Source organism: Lysobacter sp. K5869, from assembly GCF_018847975.1.
In the GTDB taxonomy this organism is placed as follows: Bacteria; Pseudomonadota; Gammaproteobacteria; order Xanthomonadales; family Xanthomonadaceae; genus Lysobacter.
On record NZ_CP072597.1, the window covers coordinates 5630088 to 5646553 of the forward strand.

At 67.8% G+C, this 16466-nt stretch carries 11 protein-coding genes; 4 read left to right on the forward strand and 7 right to left on the reverse strand.

Annotation, left to right across the window (positions count from 1 at the left end):
* Positions 1-23: 23 nt before the first annotated feature.
* The gene (gene mtgA, locus J5226_RS23915) at positions 24-785 is read right to left on the reverse strand and encodes a monofunctional biosynthetic peptidoglycan transglycosylase (protein ID WP_215840556.1); all 762 of its coding nucleotides are present in this window, start codon (positions 783-785) and stop codon (positions 24-26) included.
* A 203-nt stretch (positions 786-988) separates the two neighbouring features.
* Here mtgA and J5226_RS23920 point away from each other — a divergent pair, with 203 nt between their 5' ends.
* The 4 genes from J5226_RS23920 to J5226_RS23935 all read left to right on the forward strand — a co-directional run bounded on the left by J5226_RS23920 (position 989) and on the right by J5226_RS23935 (position 9615).
* A complete protein-coding gene (locus J5226_RS23920) occupies positions 989-1918 on the forward strand; it encodes an Hsp33 family molecular chaperone HslO (protein WP_215837538.1) in 930 nt (309 codons plus the stop codon).
* Between the two features lie 158 nt (positions 1919-2076).
* Complete coding sequence (locus J5226_RS23925; protein WP_255322917.1) at positions 2077-2916, forward strand: hypothetical protein; 840 nt, start codon at positions 2077-2079, stop codon at positions 2914-2916.
* A 599-nt stretch (positions 2917-3515) separates the two neighbouring features.
* The gene (locus tag J5226_RS23930; protein WP_215837540.1) at positions 3516-6476 is read left to right on the forward strand and encodes a TonB-dependent receptor; all 2961 of its coding nucleotides are present in this window, start codon (positions 3516-3518) and stop codon (positions 6474-6476) included.
* Positions 6477-6714: 238 nt separating this feature from the next.
* Positions 6715-9615, forward strand: coding sequence for a TonB-dependent receptor (locus J5226_RS23935; RefSeq protein ID WP_215837542.1), 2901 nt, complete (start codon positions 6715-6717; stop codon positions 9613-9615).
* A gap of 322 nt (positions 9616-9937) precedes the next feature.
* On the opposite strand, the gene J5226_RS23940 is transcribed toward J5226_RS23935, so the two are convergent.
* From J5226_RS23940 to J5226_RS23965, 6 genes are all read right to left on the reverse strand, one after another.
* Complete coding sequence (locus tag J5226_RS23940) at positions 9938-11209, reverse strand: aspartyl/asparaginyl beta-hydroxylase domain-containing protein (RefSeq protein ID WP_215837544.1); 1272 nt, start codon at positions 11207-11209, stop codon at positions 9938-9940.
* 156 nt (positions 11210-11365) lie between these two features.
* A complete protein-coding gene (locus tag J5226_RS23945; RefSeq protein WP_215837546.1) occupies positions 11366-12313 on the reverse strand; it encodes a DUF4097 family beta strand repeat-containing protein in 948 nt (315 codons plus the stop codon).
* Positions 12314-12331: 18 nt separating this feature from the next.
* The gene (locus J5226_RS23950) at positions 12332-12979 is read right to left on the reverse strand and encodes a hypothetical protein (protein ID WP_215837548.1); all 648 of its coding nucleotides are present in this window, start codon (positions 12977-12979) and stop codon (positions 12332-12334) included.
* The gene (locus J5226_RS23955; RefSeq protein WP_255322919.1) at positions 12976-13566 is read right to left on the reverse strand and encodes a sigma-70 family RNA polymerase sigma factor; all 591 of its coding nucleotides are present in this window, start codon (positions 13564-13566) and stop codon (positions 12976-12978) included. Before J5226_RS23955 ends, J5226_RS23950 begins: the two co-directional genes overlap by 4 nt.
* Positions 13567-13805: 239 nt before the next feature.
* Positions 13806-15611, reverse strand: coding sequence for a phosphoenolpyruvate carboxykinase (GTP) (locus J5226_RS23960; protein ID WP_255322920.1), 1806 nt, complete (start codon positions 15609-15611; stop codon positions 13806-13808).
* Between the two features lie 40 nt (positions 15612-15651).
* Positions 15652-16314, reverse strand: a complete 663-nt coding sequence (locus J5226_RS23965) for a TetR/AcrR family transcriptional regulator (protein WP_215837550.1) — start codon at positions 16312-16314, stop codon at positions 15652-15654.
* Positions 16315-16466 lie beyond the last annotated feature (152 nt).

Consider the following 16466-nt stretch of genomic DNA (forward strand, 5'->3'; position numbering starts at 1 on the left):
GCGCGGGCACGGCCGCGCTCGCCTCACTCGATCTGTTTGAGATAGCCGTCGCCGCCGATGTAGCGCATCTGCCGCTGGATCGCCGCCGCGCGCCGCTGCACGTACGGCCCCGGCTTGGCGATGCTGTAGCGCTTAGGATTGGGCAGCACCGCGGCCATGCGCGCGGCCTCGGCCGGGCCGAGCCGGCTCGCGTCCTTGCCGTAGTAGGTGCGCGCCGCGGCCTGCGCGCCGTACACGCCGTCGCCGAATTCGGCGAAGTTGGCGTACAGCTCGATGATCCGGTGCTTGGGCCACAGCGTCTCGATCAGCAGCGTGTACCACGCCTCCAGGCCCTTGCGCGCCCAGCTGCGCCCGCCCCACAGGAACAGGTTCTTCGCGGTCTGCTGGCTGATGGTGCTGCCGCCGCGGACCTTGCGCCCGCGCTCGTTGTTCTTGCGCGCCTTTTCGATCGCGGCCAGGTCGAAGCCGAAGTGGTCGGCGAATTTCTGATCCTCCGAGGCCACCAGCGCCACCGGCACGTCGGCCGAGATCTCGTCCAGATCGCGCCAGTCGTGGGCCAGGCGGAAGCCGAAATCGCCCTCGCCCCAGGCCTCGAACTGGCGGATCAGCATGAACGCCGAGAACGGCGGATCGACGAAGCGCAGCGCCGCCACCTGCAGGACCGAGGCCAGCGCGAACAGGAACGGCAGCGCGATCAGCCAGCGCAACCAGCGCCGGGCGCGGCGCTTGGGCGGCGGCGCGGCCGTCGGGAGGGCCCCGGCCTGGGCGGAGCCGGCCGGGTTCAAACCTTGCACTGGCCCACCTGCGTCCCCACTCTTGCCGCAGGACGGTTCGCCCGCCGTGTCGGCCTCGCTCGCACCGCTCGCAACCGCATCGTCTTACATCCCCCCGTTCACAGGAACGTGCGCATTATCCGTCAAGCCGCCGCCGGCGCGGCGTCCGCGGAGTGCGCCGGGCCGAAAAGAGCACGCACGAGAGTACGCATCCGATGACCAGCGCCGCCCCCGCCCAGCCCGCCTCCGCCGACGGCCGCGACCGCCTCGCCCGCTTCCTGATCGAAGCCGCCGGCGTGCGCGGCGTGCACGTGCACCTGGACGAGACCTGGCGGCAGATCCGCGAACGCGCCGAATACCCGGCCGCGGCCGCCGAACTGCTCGGCGAAGCCGCCGCCGCCGCGGCCTTGTTCACCGGCCACGCCAAGGTCGAAGGCCGCCTGTCGGTGCAACTGCGCGGCGAAGGCGCGCTGCGCGCCCTGTTCGCCGAATGCACCGCCGCCGGCACCCTGCGCGGCATCGTCCAACTGGCCGAGGACGCCGGCGAAATCTCGCGCGATCTGCGCGAGCTCGGCGAACAGGCGGTGCTGGCGATCACCATCGAAAACCCCAGCGCCGGCGGCCGCGATCCGATCCGCTACCAAGGCTTGGTGGCGCTGGAATCGGACTCGCTGGCCGGCGCGTTCGAGGGCTATTTCCGCCAGTCCGAACAGCTCCCGACCCGGCTGCTGCTGGCCGCCGACGGCGACCGCGCGGCCGGCCTGATGCTGCAGAAGCTGCCCGGCGACGGCGGCGACGAGGACGGCTGGACCCGGGTCGGCGCCCTGTTCGACACCCTGAGCGACGCCGAACTGCTGGAGTTGCCGGCCGACGACCTGCTGCACCGCCTGTTCCACGAGGACGGCGTGCAGTTGCTGGGCGGCAAGCCGCTGGCCTTCGCCTGCTCGTGCTCGCGCGAGCGGGTCGAGGCGATGCTGGTCTCGCTGGGCCGCGAAGAGGCCGAGGCCGCGGTCGAAGCCGCCGACGGCGTGGCCCAGGTGCGCTGCGAATTCTGCGGCCAGACCTACCGCTTCGACGGCGATCAGGTGGCCGGCCTGTTCGCCGCCGCGGCGGCCGAGATGGAGGCGCCGCAGCGGGTCCAGTAACCCGACCGACGGTCGCCCCCGGAGCCATTTCGGACTGATCTGAGACCGTTTTCCGATTGTTAAATAAACATAAACCTTCTATAGTCGGTCCGTAATTCCGGGGAACTCGGCCGGCTTCATTCGGTCTTAACGACGGTCCGCGCCACCACGATCTGAAGATGCTCAAGCTTTCGCGCTACCTGCCGCTCGCACTGACGCTCGCCCTAGGCGTGGCGGCGGGCGCGCACGCGCAGGGCAAGCGCGACACCACCTACTTGCCGGTGTGGAACCAGAACAACGGCAAGCTGGAGTACCTGCTGCAGCTCGAACCGGCCGACCGCGCCGGGATGCGCTTCAAGAGCGGCGCCAACACCTTCGACGCCACCCTCGGCCTCGACAGCGGCGACGGTCTGGGCCTGGTCTGCGACCGCAAATCCGGCCTGTCCGGCGCGATCGGCAACCTCGCCAACAACTGCCTGCTGGCCACGCTCGACGAAGACCGCGACAACAACCGCCAGTTTTCGGCCGGCGCCAGCCTCAGCCGCCCCGGCGGCCGGGTCGGCGTCTCGCTCGGCAACGGCCGCGACACCCTGCCCGCCTGGATGAGCCCCAACGGCCGCACCAGCCGGGTCGACCAGAACACCCTCACCGTCTACGGCCAGAAGAACATCGGCCGCGAGGCGATGGTCTCCATCGGCGGCACCTGGGCCCGCGCCAAGCTGATTCCGGCCGGCGAACTGCCCAACCTCGCCGACCACTGGAACAGCAAGAGCATCACCCTCGGCGCCGCCTACGGCAATTTCGGCGCCAACATCGTCGGCCGCGTGGTCGACACCCCCGGCCAGCCCGGCCAGTGGGAAGGCCTGGGCGTCGGCCTGACCTGGCGCACCCCGTGGAGCGGCCAGCTCACCGTCGGCGCCGAAAACGTCGTCACCCGCGGCAAGAACCCGTTCGCGCCGGGCAACGGCGAGAAGGACGAAGGCACCGTGCCTTACGTCCGCTACGAACAAGACCTGTAATTCCGCGGCGCGGCGTCGCCGCATCCGTTCGATCCCTCCCTAGTCTTGCCCCCGCTCGCGGCTGATCGCTGCAGGCGTGCGTTGTCGCGTCCCTCGCCTCGGCAGTCGCACGAGCGGCTCCGGCGCGCTTCCGTTTGGGGCGATTTGGCGGCCTTCCTAGCGCCGTCCGAAGCCGACAGCGTCGCGCCCAATTCCCGAATCGGCCCCCTCCGCGGGCCGAAATCGTCGGTTCCACCGCCGCCGAACGCAATCGTAAAAATTGTGTGTATTTGTGCGAGTCCCCGCCCAGCGCACAGCGCCGACGTCGCCCAACCCCCTCGCAACGTCTCCACGATGCCCGCGAAAAGCGCTCCTGAATGCGGACTACGTCAAGAAATTTCGCCGATTCGGTCAAATCCTCGAACGCGCTCAGTCAGGCCATGCGCGCAAAAGTATGGCTGGCCGAGCCCCCAGCCGCGTCACATCCCGACACTTAACGACACTTTAATTTTTCGGATGCCACGGTTAGCATCGGCGAACCTTGCCGGATCTTGGCGTTTGCATTGACGCCTCCGGCTTGGATTCACGGGGTTCATCAAGACCGATTTCGGAGAGAGAGAATGACTTTCAAGACCACCAAGCTCCGCGACGCGATCACTCTCGCGCTCGCCGTGGGCTCGACGGCCATCGCAGGTGTCGCCGTTGCGCAGGAAGCGAACGCGCCGGCGCAGCAAAAGGCCACCACGCTCGACCGCATCGAAGTGACCGGTTCGCGCATCCGTCAGGTCGACCTGGAGACCGCCCAGCCGGTGCTGGCGATCACCCGCGCCGATATCGAAAAGCAGGGCTTCCAGTCGGTCGCCGACATCCTGCAGAACATCTCCGCCACCGGCGCTCCCGCGATCAGCCGCGCGCAGCCGCTGTCGGCCGGCGAAAACGTCGGCGGCCAGTTCATCAGCATGCGTAACCTGGGCGCCCAGCGCACCCTGATCCTGGTCAACGGCAAGCGCCTGGGCATCAGCACCAGCGGCCTGCAGGACGTCTCTCTGATCCCGACCGCCGCGGTCGAGCGCATCGAAGTGCTGAAGGACGGCGCCTCGTCGATCTACGGCTCCGACGCCATCGCCGGCGTGGTCAACATCATCACCCGCACCAACTTCGAAGGCGCGACCGCCAGCGCGTACTACGGCCAGTACGGCGAAGGCGACGGCGCGACCACCCGTGCCGACTTCGTCCTGGGCTTCACCGGCGACCGCGGCTCGCTGACCGCCGCCGTCGAATACCGCAAGGAAGAAGAAGTCTTCGCCCGCGATCGCGAGTTCTCGGCCTATCCGCAGGGTCCGATGCACCCGACCCGCAACTGGACCACGGTGAGCCAGTGGGGCGTGATCAACCTGCCGACCGCCAACGGCGGCAACCGCGTGCTGAACCAGGGCGGCGACTGGCGCCGTCTGTCGAACTATCACGCGCTGAACACCAACACCGGCACCAGCGCGGCCGATCCGAACGGTTCGACCGTCGATAAGAGCAACACCAACCTGCAGACGCACCTGCGCACTCCGCTGGAGAGCCGCTCGCTGTTCGTCAACGGCGTGTTCGACATCAGCGACAAGGTCCGCTTCCGCAGCGACATCCTGTACTCGCAGCGCGACGCCGAGCGCCAGGTCGCCGGCTATCCGTTCCAGAGCGCGTCGGCCGGCCCGGTCCCGGGCGGCTTCCGCATGTCGAAGGACAGCTACTACAACCCGGCCGGTTCGTGGCATGCCGCCGCCAACGGCGTCACCGCGCAGGACGTGAACTTCTGGCGCCGGACCTGGGAAGTGCCGCGCGTCGACAAGCCGACCTCCACCACCTGGCGCTTCGCCGCCGGCCTGGAAGGCAGCTTCGAGATCGGCGAGCGCAACTTCGATTGGGACGTGGGCTACCTGTACAACAACAACAAGGTGACCCAGGAGAACTACGGCAACCTCAACATCGAGCGCACCAAGCAGGCGGTCGGTCCGTCGTTCCTCAACGGCCAGGGCGTGGTCCAGTGCGGTACCCCGACCAACCCGATCCCGCTGACCCAGTGCGTGCCGTGGAATCCGTTCATCCCGTACGGCCGCACCGGCGACGGTGGTCTGACCGGCAACCAGGCGCTGCAGGACTTCCTGTTCCAGCGCTTGAACTCCAGCGGCGAGACCGAAACAAGCGTCTACAGCGCCAACCTGTCGGGTTCGCTGTTCGCCATGCAGGGCGGCGACTTCGGCTTCGCGGTCGGTTATGAACACCGCAACGAGAAGGGTCGCTTCATTCCGGACGCGCAGGCGGTCACCGGCAACTCGACCACGCTGGCCGGCGGTCCGACCAACGGCTCGTACAGCGTCGACGAATTCTTCGTCGAGTTGGCGATCCCGGTCCTGGCCGATCTGCCGGGCGCCAAGGAGCTGAGCTTCTCGGTCGCCAGCCGTTACTCCGACTACAGCACCTTCGGCGACACGGTCAACAACAAGTTCGGCTTCAAGTGGAAGCCGATCGACTCGCTGCTGTTCCGCGGCACCTATGCCGAGGGCTTCCGCGCGCCGACGATCAACGACCTGTACGGCGGCGGCTCGCAGACCTTCGCGTTCTTCACCGACCCGTGCGACACCACCTTCGGTTCGGCTCGCGGCAACGCGAACTGCGCGCGCGACATCGTCAACGCCGCGACCTTCCGTCAGTTGCAGCAGGGCTTCGTCCCGGCCGGCGGCACCAACTCGCAGACCCCGGTGGCGTTCTTCTCCGGCTCGAACCCGAACCTGGTTCCGGAAACCTCCAAGTCGCGCACCTTGGGCGTGGTGTGGAGCCCGGGCTTCGTCGAAGGCCTGAACGTCAGCCTCGACTGGTGGAAGATCAAGATCGAAGACACCATCGTCGCCGACTCGCCGACGCAGATGCTCAACGACTGCTACATCTCGGGCGATCCGAACCGCTGCCGCGCGTTCACCCGCGATCCGGTGCTGGGCTACGTCAACAGCATGACCTTCGCCAGCATCAACGCCGGTTACCGCGAAGCCGAAGGCTACGATCTCGAATTGAACTACCGCCTGCCCACCAGCGTCGGTAACTTCAACCTCAACTGGCAGACGACCTACACCGCCCAGGACGAGATCAAGACCGACACCAACCCCACCGGTCTGCCGCAGCAGCTGGTCGGCTACGCGACCTCGCCGGGCTTCACCGGTACGTTCCGTATCCGCTCCAACGCCAGCCTGAGCTGGGAGAAGGGTCCGTTCAGCGCCACCTGGGGCGCGCGTTACTACTCGTCGCAGAAGGAAACCTGCTTGTCGGCCGCTCTGTTCCCGAGCGAGTGCGACTCCCCGACCTTCCGCGCCGCGAACGCCGCGCAGACCCGACCGATCAACAAGCTGGGTTCCAACACCTTCCACGACATCGAATTCCGCGTCGCTACGCCGTGGAACGCGACCGTCGCGATCGGTGCGAACAACGTGTTCGATCATGTCGGCCCGACCCTGTACAGCCAGCCGAGCGCCAACGTGTCCTATCAGGGCCAGTTCGACATCGGCCGCTTCGTGTACATGAAGTACCAGCAGCGCTTCTGATCCATCTGCTGCACCGCAACAACGAACAAGGCTCCCCTCGGGGAGCCTTGTTTTTTTATGCCCCGACCACCGTCTCAGAATGCAACGCGACGACAATCGGGCTTTAACAACACTTTAATTATTCCTCACGGGCGTCTAACATCGGACCGGCTTTGCCAATTTAGGCCTCCACTTGTGCGCCGACTGGCTCAGCTATGTGCATGAACCCATTCTTTCAGGTACAGACTTGGAGAGAGAGATGACCCTGAAGACCAACAAGCTGCGCGACGCGATCACCTTCGCGCTGTGCGTGGGCGTGACCAGCCTCGCCGGTACCGGTCTGGCTGCCGCCCAGGACGCAGCTCCCGCTGCACCGGCGGCTCAAGACGCGACCACCCTGGATCGCATCCAGGTAACCGGCTCGCGCATTTCGATCCCCGGCCTGACCACCAACAGCCCGGTGATGACCGTCGACCGCGAGGAAATCGCCCGCAACCAGCCAGTGACCGCGGAAGACTTCCTGCGCGTCGTGCCGGGCGCCGTGCCCTCGATCGGCCCGGGCACCAACAACGGCTCCAACGGCGGCGCGACGATCAACCTGCGCGGCCTCGGCGACAACCGCACGGTCGTGCTGATGGACGGCCGCCGCGTCGTTCCGTTCAACCTGTTCGGCGTGGTCGACACCAACGTCATTCCGGTCGCGCTGATCGACAGCGTCGATCTGGTCACCGGCGGCGCCTCGGCCGTGTACGGCGCGGACGCCGTCGCCGGCGTGGTCAACTTCGTGCTGAAGCGCAACTTCGAAGGCATCGAGGTCAACTCGAGCTACGGCCAGTCGAGCAAGCAGGACGGCGATCGCCGCAACACCACCGTCACGATGGGCATGAACCTCGACGACGGCCGCGGCAACTTCGTGCTGAGCCTGGGCAAGACCGACAACGATCCGCTGCTGCAGGGCGCCCGCGATTTCTCCGAGTTCAACCTCGATTCGACCGACGGCTCGCAGGGCGGTTCGGGCACCGGCATTCCGACCCGCGCCGGCAGCCTCGGCCAGATCAACCCGGCCACCGGCAGCTTCACCGGCACCACCGTGCCGTTCAACTACAACCCGTTCAACTTCAACCAGACCGCGCTGGACCGCTGGCAGGCCACCGCGCTGGGCCGTTACGAGATCAACAAGCACGCTGAGGCCTACACCCAGCTGCTGTACACCCGCTCCAACGTGTTCTCGCAGATCGCCCCGGGCGGCCTGTTCGGCGGCCGCTTCAACGTCGGCATCGGCAACCCGCTGATTCCGGAACCGGCCCGCCAGCAGCTGTGCTCGACCTTCGGCGTGACCGGCGGTCCGTGCTCGGTCGGCAGCGCCGGCGTGGTCAGCACCACGCTCAACCGCCGCACCACCGAACTGGGCACCCGCTCGACCGACTTCCAGAACAAGGTCTTCCAGGCCACCATCGGCCTGCGCGGCGAGATCAACGACAACTGGCGCTACGACGCCTACTGGTCGCACGGCGAAGCCGATCAGCTGACCGTGTCGGCCGGCTTCCTGTCCAAGGCCCGCACCCAGCAGGCGCTGCTGTCGCTCGACGGCAAGAACTGCGTCGATCCGAGCGGCGGCTGCGTGCCGCTGAACCTGTGGGGTCCGGAAGGCTCGATCAGCAAGGACTCGAAGAAGTTCCTGGAAGTGCTGACCTTCGCCACCCAGCGCGTCGAGCAGGAAGTGTGGTCGGGTTCGGTCAACGGCGACCTGGGCGACAACTTCAAGAGCCCGTGGGCCGATTACCCGATCGGTCTGGCGTTCGGTTTGGAAGGCCGCAAGGTCGATGCCATGAACAAGGCCGACGCCGCCTCGCGCGACCCGGTCGAAGTGCAGGGCTCCGGCGGCGCCAACCCGGACGTCAACGGCAGCTTCACCCTGCGTGAGGCCTACGTCGAAACGATCGTGCCGATCATCAGCGGCAAGACCGGCGCGCAGTCGCTGAACTTCGAAGCCGGCTACCGCCACAGCCAGTTCAAGTCCGGCCAGACCGACACCGACTACGGCAGCTACAAGTACGGCCTGGAGTGGGCGCCGATCGAATCGCTGCGCTTCCGCGGCATGTTCCAGCGCGCGACCCGCGCCCCGAACGTCAACGAGCTGTTCCAGCCGCTGACCACCGGCCTCGACAACACCGCGGTCGATCCCTGCCAAGCCAGCCAGCTGGCCAAGAACGGCGGCATCAACGGCCCGGTCGGCCAGCTCTGCGTCGCCACCGGCGTGCCGCAGGCGGTGCTGAACACCCAGGGCGGCGTGGATGAGCCGAGCGCGGGTCAGGCCAACGCCTTCACCGGCGGCAACCCGATCCTGGGCCCGGAAAAGGCCGACACCCAGACCCTGGGCCTGGTGTGGCAGCCGCTGCAGGACCTGTCGATCACCCTGGACTACTGGAAGATCGACATCAAGGACGCGATCACCCGTCCGGTGCTCGGCGACGCCCTGTTCGGCTGCTACGACAAGCAGTTCAACCCGACCCTCAGCGTCAGCCACCCGATGTGCCAGCTGATGCTCGGCGCACGCGAACCCATCGACGGCTCGCTCAACGGCGACGGCGCACGCGGTCCGTTCCTGAACCGCTCGAACAAGGGCCGCATCACCACCAACGGCTGGGATCTGGGCGTTCGCTACGGCGTCCCGCTGGCCAACGAGTGGGGCCGCCTGGACTTCTCGCTGGATCTGACCAAGACCGACAAGTACGACTACCAGGGCGACCCGGCCGTCGGCAAGCACGACTGCGTCGGCGTCTACGGCGTCTCGTGCAACGTCATCGCCGGCATCGTGTACGACTACAAGTCGAACTTCCGCGCGGTGTGGTCGATCAAGGACTTCGAGCTGGGCCTGAACTGGCGTCACCTGAGCTCGGTGGACGTCGAGCCGGGTCCGATCGAATGGTTCAAGCCGTACACCTCGATCGATTCGTACGACTACTTCGATCTGACCATGGCCTACGAGCTGCCGTGGAACGCCCGCATCAACCTGACGGTGAACAACATCGCCGACAAGAAGCCGCCGGTCGTGGGCAGCAACATCGGCAGCACCGGCTTCAACAGCGGCAACACCTTCCCGCAGTACTACGACACCCTGGGCCGTTACTACACCCTGGGCATCACGATGCGGTTCTAATAAGAAACACGGTAATCCGAGTCGTTGGAGGCGGGCTTCGGCCCGCCTCCGTTTTTTTGGGGATCGGGAATCGGGAATCGGGAACTGGGAGTTAGGAGTTAGGAGTTAGGAGTTAGGAGTTAGGAGTCGGCTGCAGATTGCGGCGACGCCCACAAGCCGTCATCCCCGCGAACGCGGGGATCCAAAGACTTCAGAGTCGTGCCACGGCGAAGCCCCGGCGCTTCGCCTTCGCGGGCCTAAGGCCTCGCGGCCGCGCCGATCCCAGCGACAGCAGCGAATGCTTCGCCACCGCAGCCTGCCCGACGAGAAAACGCCTCGCGCCTCAGCGCTGCGCGCCGGCCAGAAACTCGCGATGCGCCTTCATCATCGCGTCGACCATCGCCCGCTCGGCCAGCGACAGCAACGGGTTCCACACGTCGAAGATCAACACCACGCGCAAGTCGTCGCTGTCGTTGCGCGCCTCGTGCTCGATCGAATCGTCGAAGATCAAGGTCTCGCCGACCTTCCACTCGCGCCGCTCGAAGCCGACCCGGTACGCGCACTTCTCCGGCACGATCAGCGGCAAGTGCGCGACCAGCCGCGCGTTGGTCTCGCCGTGATGCGGCGGAATGTGGGTGTGCGGCGCCAGCGCGGAGAACATCGCGTTCGGGCAGACGTCGGCGATGTCGGCCATGTCCACCGCCTCCAGCGCCGCGCGCGTGGCCGGGCAGCGCGCCAGATGCGCGTCCACCGGCTGCGAATAGCTCCACAGCTTGTACGTACTCCAGCGCCGCGAGTGGTTGAGCTCGCGCCACTGATTGACCGGATCGCCGGGCTGGTACTCGATGTAGGGCGTGAACTCGGCCTGCTCGTCGCGCAACACCTGACGCATCTCGCGCAGGATGTCGTAGGTGCGGCTTTCCAGCTCCGGCACCCAGGCGAACTGCTCGCGGTCGAAGAACGGAATCGCAGGCAAGCGCGGCACGCACAGCTGATTGCAGTCCGACAGATACGGCTTGCTGCGTCCGACCATGATCGACGCCGCTTCCTGCCAGCGCCCGCGCGCGCCGAACGCCAGCGCCTCGCGCGGGCCGCCGATGCGGTGTTCGAGGAAGGCGCTGAACTCGTCGCGGTAATCCTCGACCTTGCGCTGCGCGTGTTCGAGCTGCGCGCGCAGCATCTCCGGCCAGTGCGGCTGCGGCGGCGCCACGGTCAGGGCGTTGCGATAGGCCTGCGCGGCCTCGCGCGGGTTGCCGTTGCGCTCCAGCCACGAGGCCTTGGCCAGCAGGCCGGCGAGGAAGTAGGGATCGCGGGTCAGCGCGGCCTGGATCGCGTTCCACTCGCCCGGCGCGTTGCCGCGCTCGCGCTCGACCACGCCGATCGACAGCAGGATCATCGGATCCTGCGGCGCGGCGTTGTGCGCGGCTTGCAGCAGCTCCTGCGCGGCGACCGCGTCGCCGCGCTGCAGCGCATGGATGCCGAGGCTGTAGAGCGCCTGCGGATGCCGCGGATCCAACGCCCGCACCTGCTGCCACAAACGCTCGGCCTCCTGCCAGCGGCCCGCGCGCGAGGCCAGCCCGGCGGACTGAACCAATTGATCGACTTGTGCGTTCAAAACCGCGTCCCCGCCCGGCTGCTGGATATCGACGGAAACATACACCGCGCAGCGCCGATGCGGCAGCCGCAAACGACGACGGGCGGGCGCGTCGCCGCGTCCGCCCGTCCTGGCCAAAACCGAACCCGAACCCGGGCGCCGGCCCGGGCGCGCCGTTCACTCCAGCGCCAGCTCCGCATCGCCGGAGAAGGTCTCCATCCGCACCCGGCCGCTGCCGCTGCCGTAGCGCTGCTCGAAGCTCGACCCCGGGCCGTGCTTGGGCCGCTGGATCTGCGCGTCCGGCGCGCGCAGGTCGCCGCTGAAGCTTTCCCCGCGCACCACCGCCGAGAGACTGCGCGGCAGGCGCAGGCGCACATCGCCGCTGACCGTCTTCAAACCGATCTCGCCGCCGGAATTGAGCGCCGCGGCGATGCGCAGATCGCCCGACACCGATTCGCCGGAAATCCTATTCAAGCTCGACTCGTACGCGCTCATGTCGACCGAGCCGGACACCGTCTCCACCGACACCTCGCCGCTGAGGCGGCCGCGCAGTTCGAGATCGCCGCTGACCGTCTGCGCCGCCACCTTGGGCGAGTTGAGGGTCAGCTTGAGATCGCCGCTGACGCTTTCGATGCTGGCCTCGCGCGGCGCGCCGGCGACGACCACGTCGCCGCTGACGCTGTCGATCTTGAGCTCGCGCGAGGCCACGCCGTTGACGTCGACGTTGGCCGAGACCGCGTCGATGTCCAGGCGCGCGCGCAGCGGCAAAGTGATCTTCAGATCGCTGGGCTCGCTCTTGTCGCCGCCGGCGAGGAAGCCGATGCCGCTGCCGCGGTTGGGATAGCGCACCTTGATCGACAGTTGCTGCTTGTCGCCCTCGATCGCCAGCTTCTCGACGCCGTCGCCGAGCGAGCCTTCGATCTTGACCTCGGGACGGTCCCAGACGCGGACCTGGATCGAGCCCTTGACGTTGTCGATCTCGACGCTGCCCAAGGGATCGAGCGGGCGGGTTTCGTTGATGGGCGCGGCGGCGAACGCCGGCAGCGCCGCGGCCAGGGCCAGGGCCAACAAGCCGGGTGCGGCGGTGCGCGGAACGCTGCGGTTGCGGAAGGCGGCGGGAATCATCGGAGCGTTCTCCTAGGATCAGGTGTAGGCCAGGCGCTGCGCGAGCGCCAGACGACGTGCATAGGTGCGGCGCAGCTGTTCCAGCAGCATCCGCGAATCGGGGTCGTGCGAGAGCGCGTCGAGGATCAGCGCGGCGTTGCGGTCGAGGTCGTCGAAGGCCGGCTTCATCGCCACCGAGGCGGCCGAGGCCGGTTCGACTTCGCGCAGCGCGGCTTGGTACTGCAGGGTCATGCCTTGGGCTTCGCGCTGGACCAGGGACGGCGCGGCGGCCGAAGTCGCGGCCGGCTGCGTCGTCGCGACGCCGTCGCCGGCCGGCGACGGCGCGCCGCGGAAGTTCGCGCTCAGGCCGATGGCCAGCGCGGCCACGCTCGCGGCCAGGGCCAGCGGCGCCATCCAGCCGCGCGCCGGCTTGGCCCGGCGCGGCAGGATCGCCACGGCGGCCGGTTCCGGCGCGACCGGCGCGGCGACCGGTTCGTCGCCAACGGCGTGCGGCGTTTCGCTGCCGGCCGGCGCCTGCTCGCCCAGACGCGCGGCGATGCCGGCCCACAGATCGCGCGACGGCGGCTGATCGCGGCGCAGCGCGCGCAATTGCCAGCGCAGCGCGTCGGGCAGTTCGTTGTCGCCGGCGGCGCCGGCGCCCTGCGGCGGAAGTCGGTGGTCGTTCATGCCTGTTCTCCGAGCCGGACGCGCAGCAGGCTGCGCGCGCGGTGCAATTGCGCTTTGGAACTGCCGACCGCCATGCCCAGTTCGGCGGCGATCTCTTCGTGCTTCCAGCCTTCCACGTCGTACAGCACCAACACGGCGCGGGCGCGCGGCGGCAGGCTGGCGACGGCGCGTTCCAGATCCATCGACAGCGCGGTGACGTGGCCGGCCGAATCGGCGCTGCCGATGACCTCGAACGCGTCCTCGTCGCTGTCCTCCAGCGGACGGCTGCGGCGGCCGCGCAACTCCATCAGCGCGGTGTTGACCGCGAGCCGGTGCAGCCAGGTGCCGAACGCCGACTCGAAGCGGAAGTTCGGCAGCGCCTGCCAGGCGCGGACGAAGGCTTCCTGGGTCAGGTCCTCGGCGCGGGCGCCGTGATAGCCCACCAGGCGCGCGATGACGCCGTGGATGCGGCTGGCATGGCGGCGGTACAGCGCCTCGAAGGCGGCCACGCCGCCGGCGGCGGCCTGCGCGACCAGGGCCTGGTCGGCGTCGGCATCGAGCGCGGGGGCGGCGGCGTCGGGCATGGTGTCGTTCACGGCGGTCAGCATACTGAGTCCGATGCGGGGGCGGGGCTCAGGGTTTAAGGCTAGGAACGAGTGGAGAGGAACGGGGAACGAGTGGGGCGGCCTCGTCTGGGAGGCGATGGGGGGCGGTTTTCTTTGGAGTCAGGCGGTGGGCGGGCTGGCGGCGGGCGGGGCCGGAAACGCAGAGAGGAACGAGAGCCGAGCCGGGCCAGACCGCGCCCCACTCGTTCCTCGTTCCTCTCCGCTCGTTGCTTAAACCAGAATCAGCCCTTCAGCGCCGCCGCGATCCGCTGCTGCTCATCGTGCAGCGCCTGCGGCATGCGCGGGCCGTACTCGCCCAGATACTCGCCGATGCTGTCGAACTCGGCGGTCCAGCCGGCATGGTCGAAGCCGAACAGCTTGGCGTGGGCTTCCTCGCTCAGCTGGACGCCGTCGAGGTTGAGATCCGATGCCTGCGGCAGATGGCCGATCGGCGTTTCCGCCGCGCCGGCCTCGCCCTTGACCCGGCCGATCATCCACTCCAGCACGCGCAGGTTGTCGCCGAAGCCCGGCCACAGGAACTTGCCGTCGTCGCCCTTGCGGAACCAGTTGACGTGGAACACCTTCGGCAGCTTCGCGTCGGCCTTGTCGAACGACAGCCAATGGCCGAAGTAATCGGCGAAGTTGTAGCCGCAGAACGGCTTCATCGCCATCGGATCGCGGCGCATCACGCCGACCGCGCCGGTCGCGGCGGCGGTGGTTTCCGAGCCCATCGCGGCGCCGACCAGCACACCGTGGGTCCAGTCGCGGGCCTCGAACACCAGCGGCACCAGCGAGGCGCGGCGGCCGCCGAACACGATCGCCGAGATCGGCACGCCGGCGGGGTTCTCCGCTTCCGGCGAATAGCTCGGGCACTGCTTGGCCGACACCGTGAAGCGCGAGTTCGGATGCGCGGCCGGGCCCTTGGCGGCGTCGTAGCCGTTGCCGCGCCAGTCGGTGACCGGGGTGAGGCCGTTGTCCAGGCCTTCCCACCACGGCTGCGCATCGGCGGTGACGCCGACGTTGGTGAAGATGGTGTTGGTGCGGATCGACGCCAGCGCGTTCGGATTCGACTTCACCGAGGTGCCCGGCGCGACGCCGAAATAGCCGGCCTCGGGATTGATCGCGTACAAACGGCCGTCGGCGCCCGGGCGCATCCAGCAGATGTCGTCGCCGACCGTCCACACCTTCCAGCCGGCCTGACGATAGCCTTCCGGCGGAATCAGCATGGCGAGGTTGGTCTTGCCGCACGCCGACGGGAACGCCGCGGCGACGTAATGGGTTTCGCCCTGCGGATTCTCGATGCCGACGATCAGCATGTGCTCGGCCAGCCAGCCTTCGCCGCGGGCCTGATGCGAGGCGATGCGCAGCGCGTGGCACTTCTTGCCGAGCAGCGCGTTGCCACCGTAGCCCGAGCCGAACGACTTGATGGTCAGCTCATCGGGGAAATGCATGATGAAACGGCGCTCGGGATCGAGTTCGCCGATGGAGTGCAGACCGCGCACGAACGAGTCGCCCGACTCGATGCGCTTGAGCGCCGCGGCGCCCATGCGCGTCATCGTGCGCATGTTGGCGACCACGTACGGCGAATCGGTGATCTCCACGCCGCAACGCGCCAGCGGCGAATCGATCGGGCCCATGCAGTACGGGATCACGTACATCGTGCGTCCCTTCATGCAGCCCTCGAACAGCGCATCCATCTTGGCGTGCGCCTCGCGCGGCGCCATCCAATGGTTGTTCGGGCCGGCGTCCTCGGGCTGCTGGGTGCAGACGAAGGTCAGGTGCTCCACGCGCGCGACATCGTCGGGATGCGAGCGGTGCAGATAGCTGCCCGGATGGGTGTCCTGATTCAAGGTTTCCAGCGTGCCGTCGGCCAGCATCTGCTGCAGCAGCGCCTGGTACTCGGCGTCGCTGCCGTCGCACCAATGGATCTTGTCGGGACGGGTCAGCGCGGCCACCTGCGCCACCCACTCGTTGAGCGCCGGCAACGAACTGCCCGCGCTCCCCGGCACGGACGTCGCGGGGGCGGGATCTTTCAAATTGGCATTCACGGCATTGCTCTCCAGCCGGGGGATCGGAAAAGGAAGCGGGTTACGACGAGGGAATGAGCGTGGCCATCATGTGCTCGACATAGGCCTCGAACTCGTCGTGTTGCATGCGGGTCTGGTGCAGCTGCAAGTTCAGCTGCAGGAAGCCGACATAGGCGGCGTAGAGCAGCCGCGCGCGGTGCTGCGCGTCGGTGCGGCTCAGGCCGGCTTGGCGGAAGGATGCGGTGAGGTAATCCAGGCGGCGTTCGGAGACGCGGCCGATCACCGGCTGCACGGCGGGATGGTCCAGCGCCTTGAGCAGCTCGGAATAAATGATGTGCGACTTGACCTCGTGCGCGACGAGGTGGAACAGCGAACGCAAGCGCTGGCGCGGATCGGGAATCGGTTCGAGCTGGCCGAACACGGTTTCCTGTTCGACTTTTTCCCAGCGCTCCAACGCGGCGACCAACAACGCATCGCGCGAGGGGAAGTGCCAGTAGAAGCTGCCCTTGGTCACGCCGAGCCGGCGCGCGAGCGGTTCCACCGCGACCGCGGCGACGCCTTGTTCGGCGATCAGGTCGAGCGCGGCCTGCGCCCAGTCGTCGGCGCTGAGGCGTCCGCTGCGTTCGGGCTTGGCGTCGGCCTTGGCGGAAGCAGCGGCGGACTTGGCGTCGGCGGACGGCGTGTCGAGCGCGGGCTCGGGCTTGTTCGAGGCGGGCTGGTTCATGGATGACAAGTTTATCCATACGCCCCGGTCGGGAACAGTACGCAGTGCAGCAAACCGTTCCGAAACGACTCAGGAAGTTAATGCTGCAACGCAACACGAACACCGGCGAAAACCGTCGTTTTCGGCCCTTACCGCCGCCATCCGGCACACGG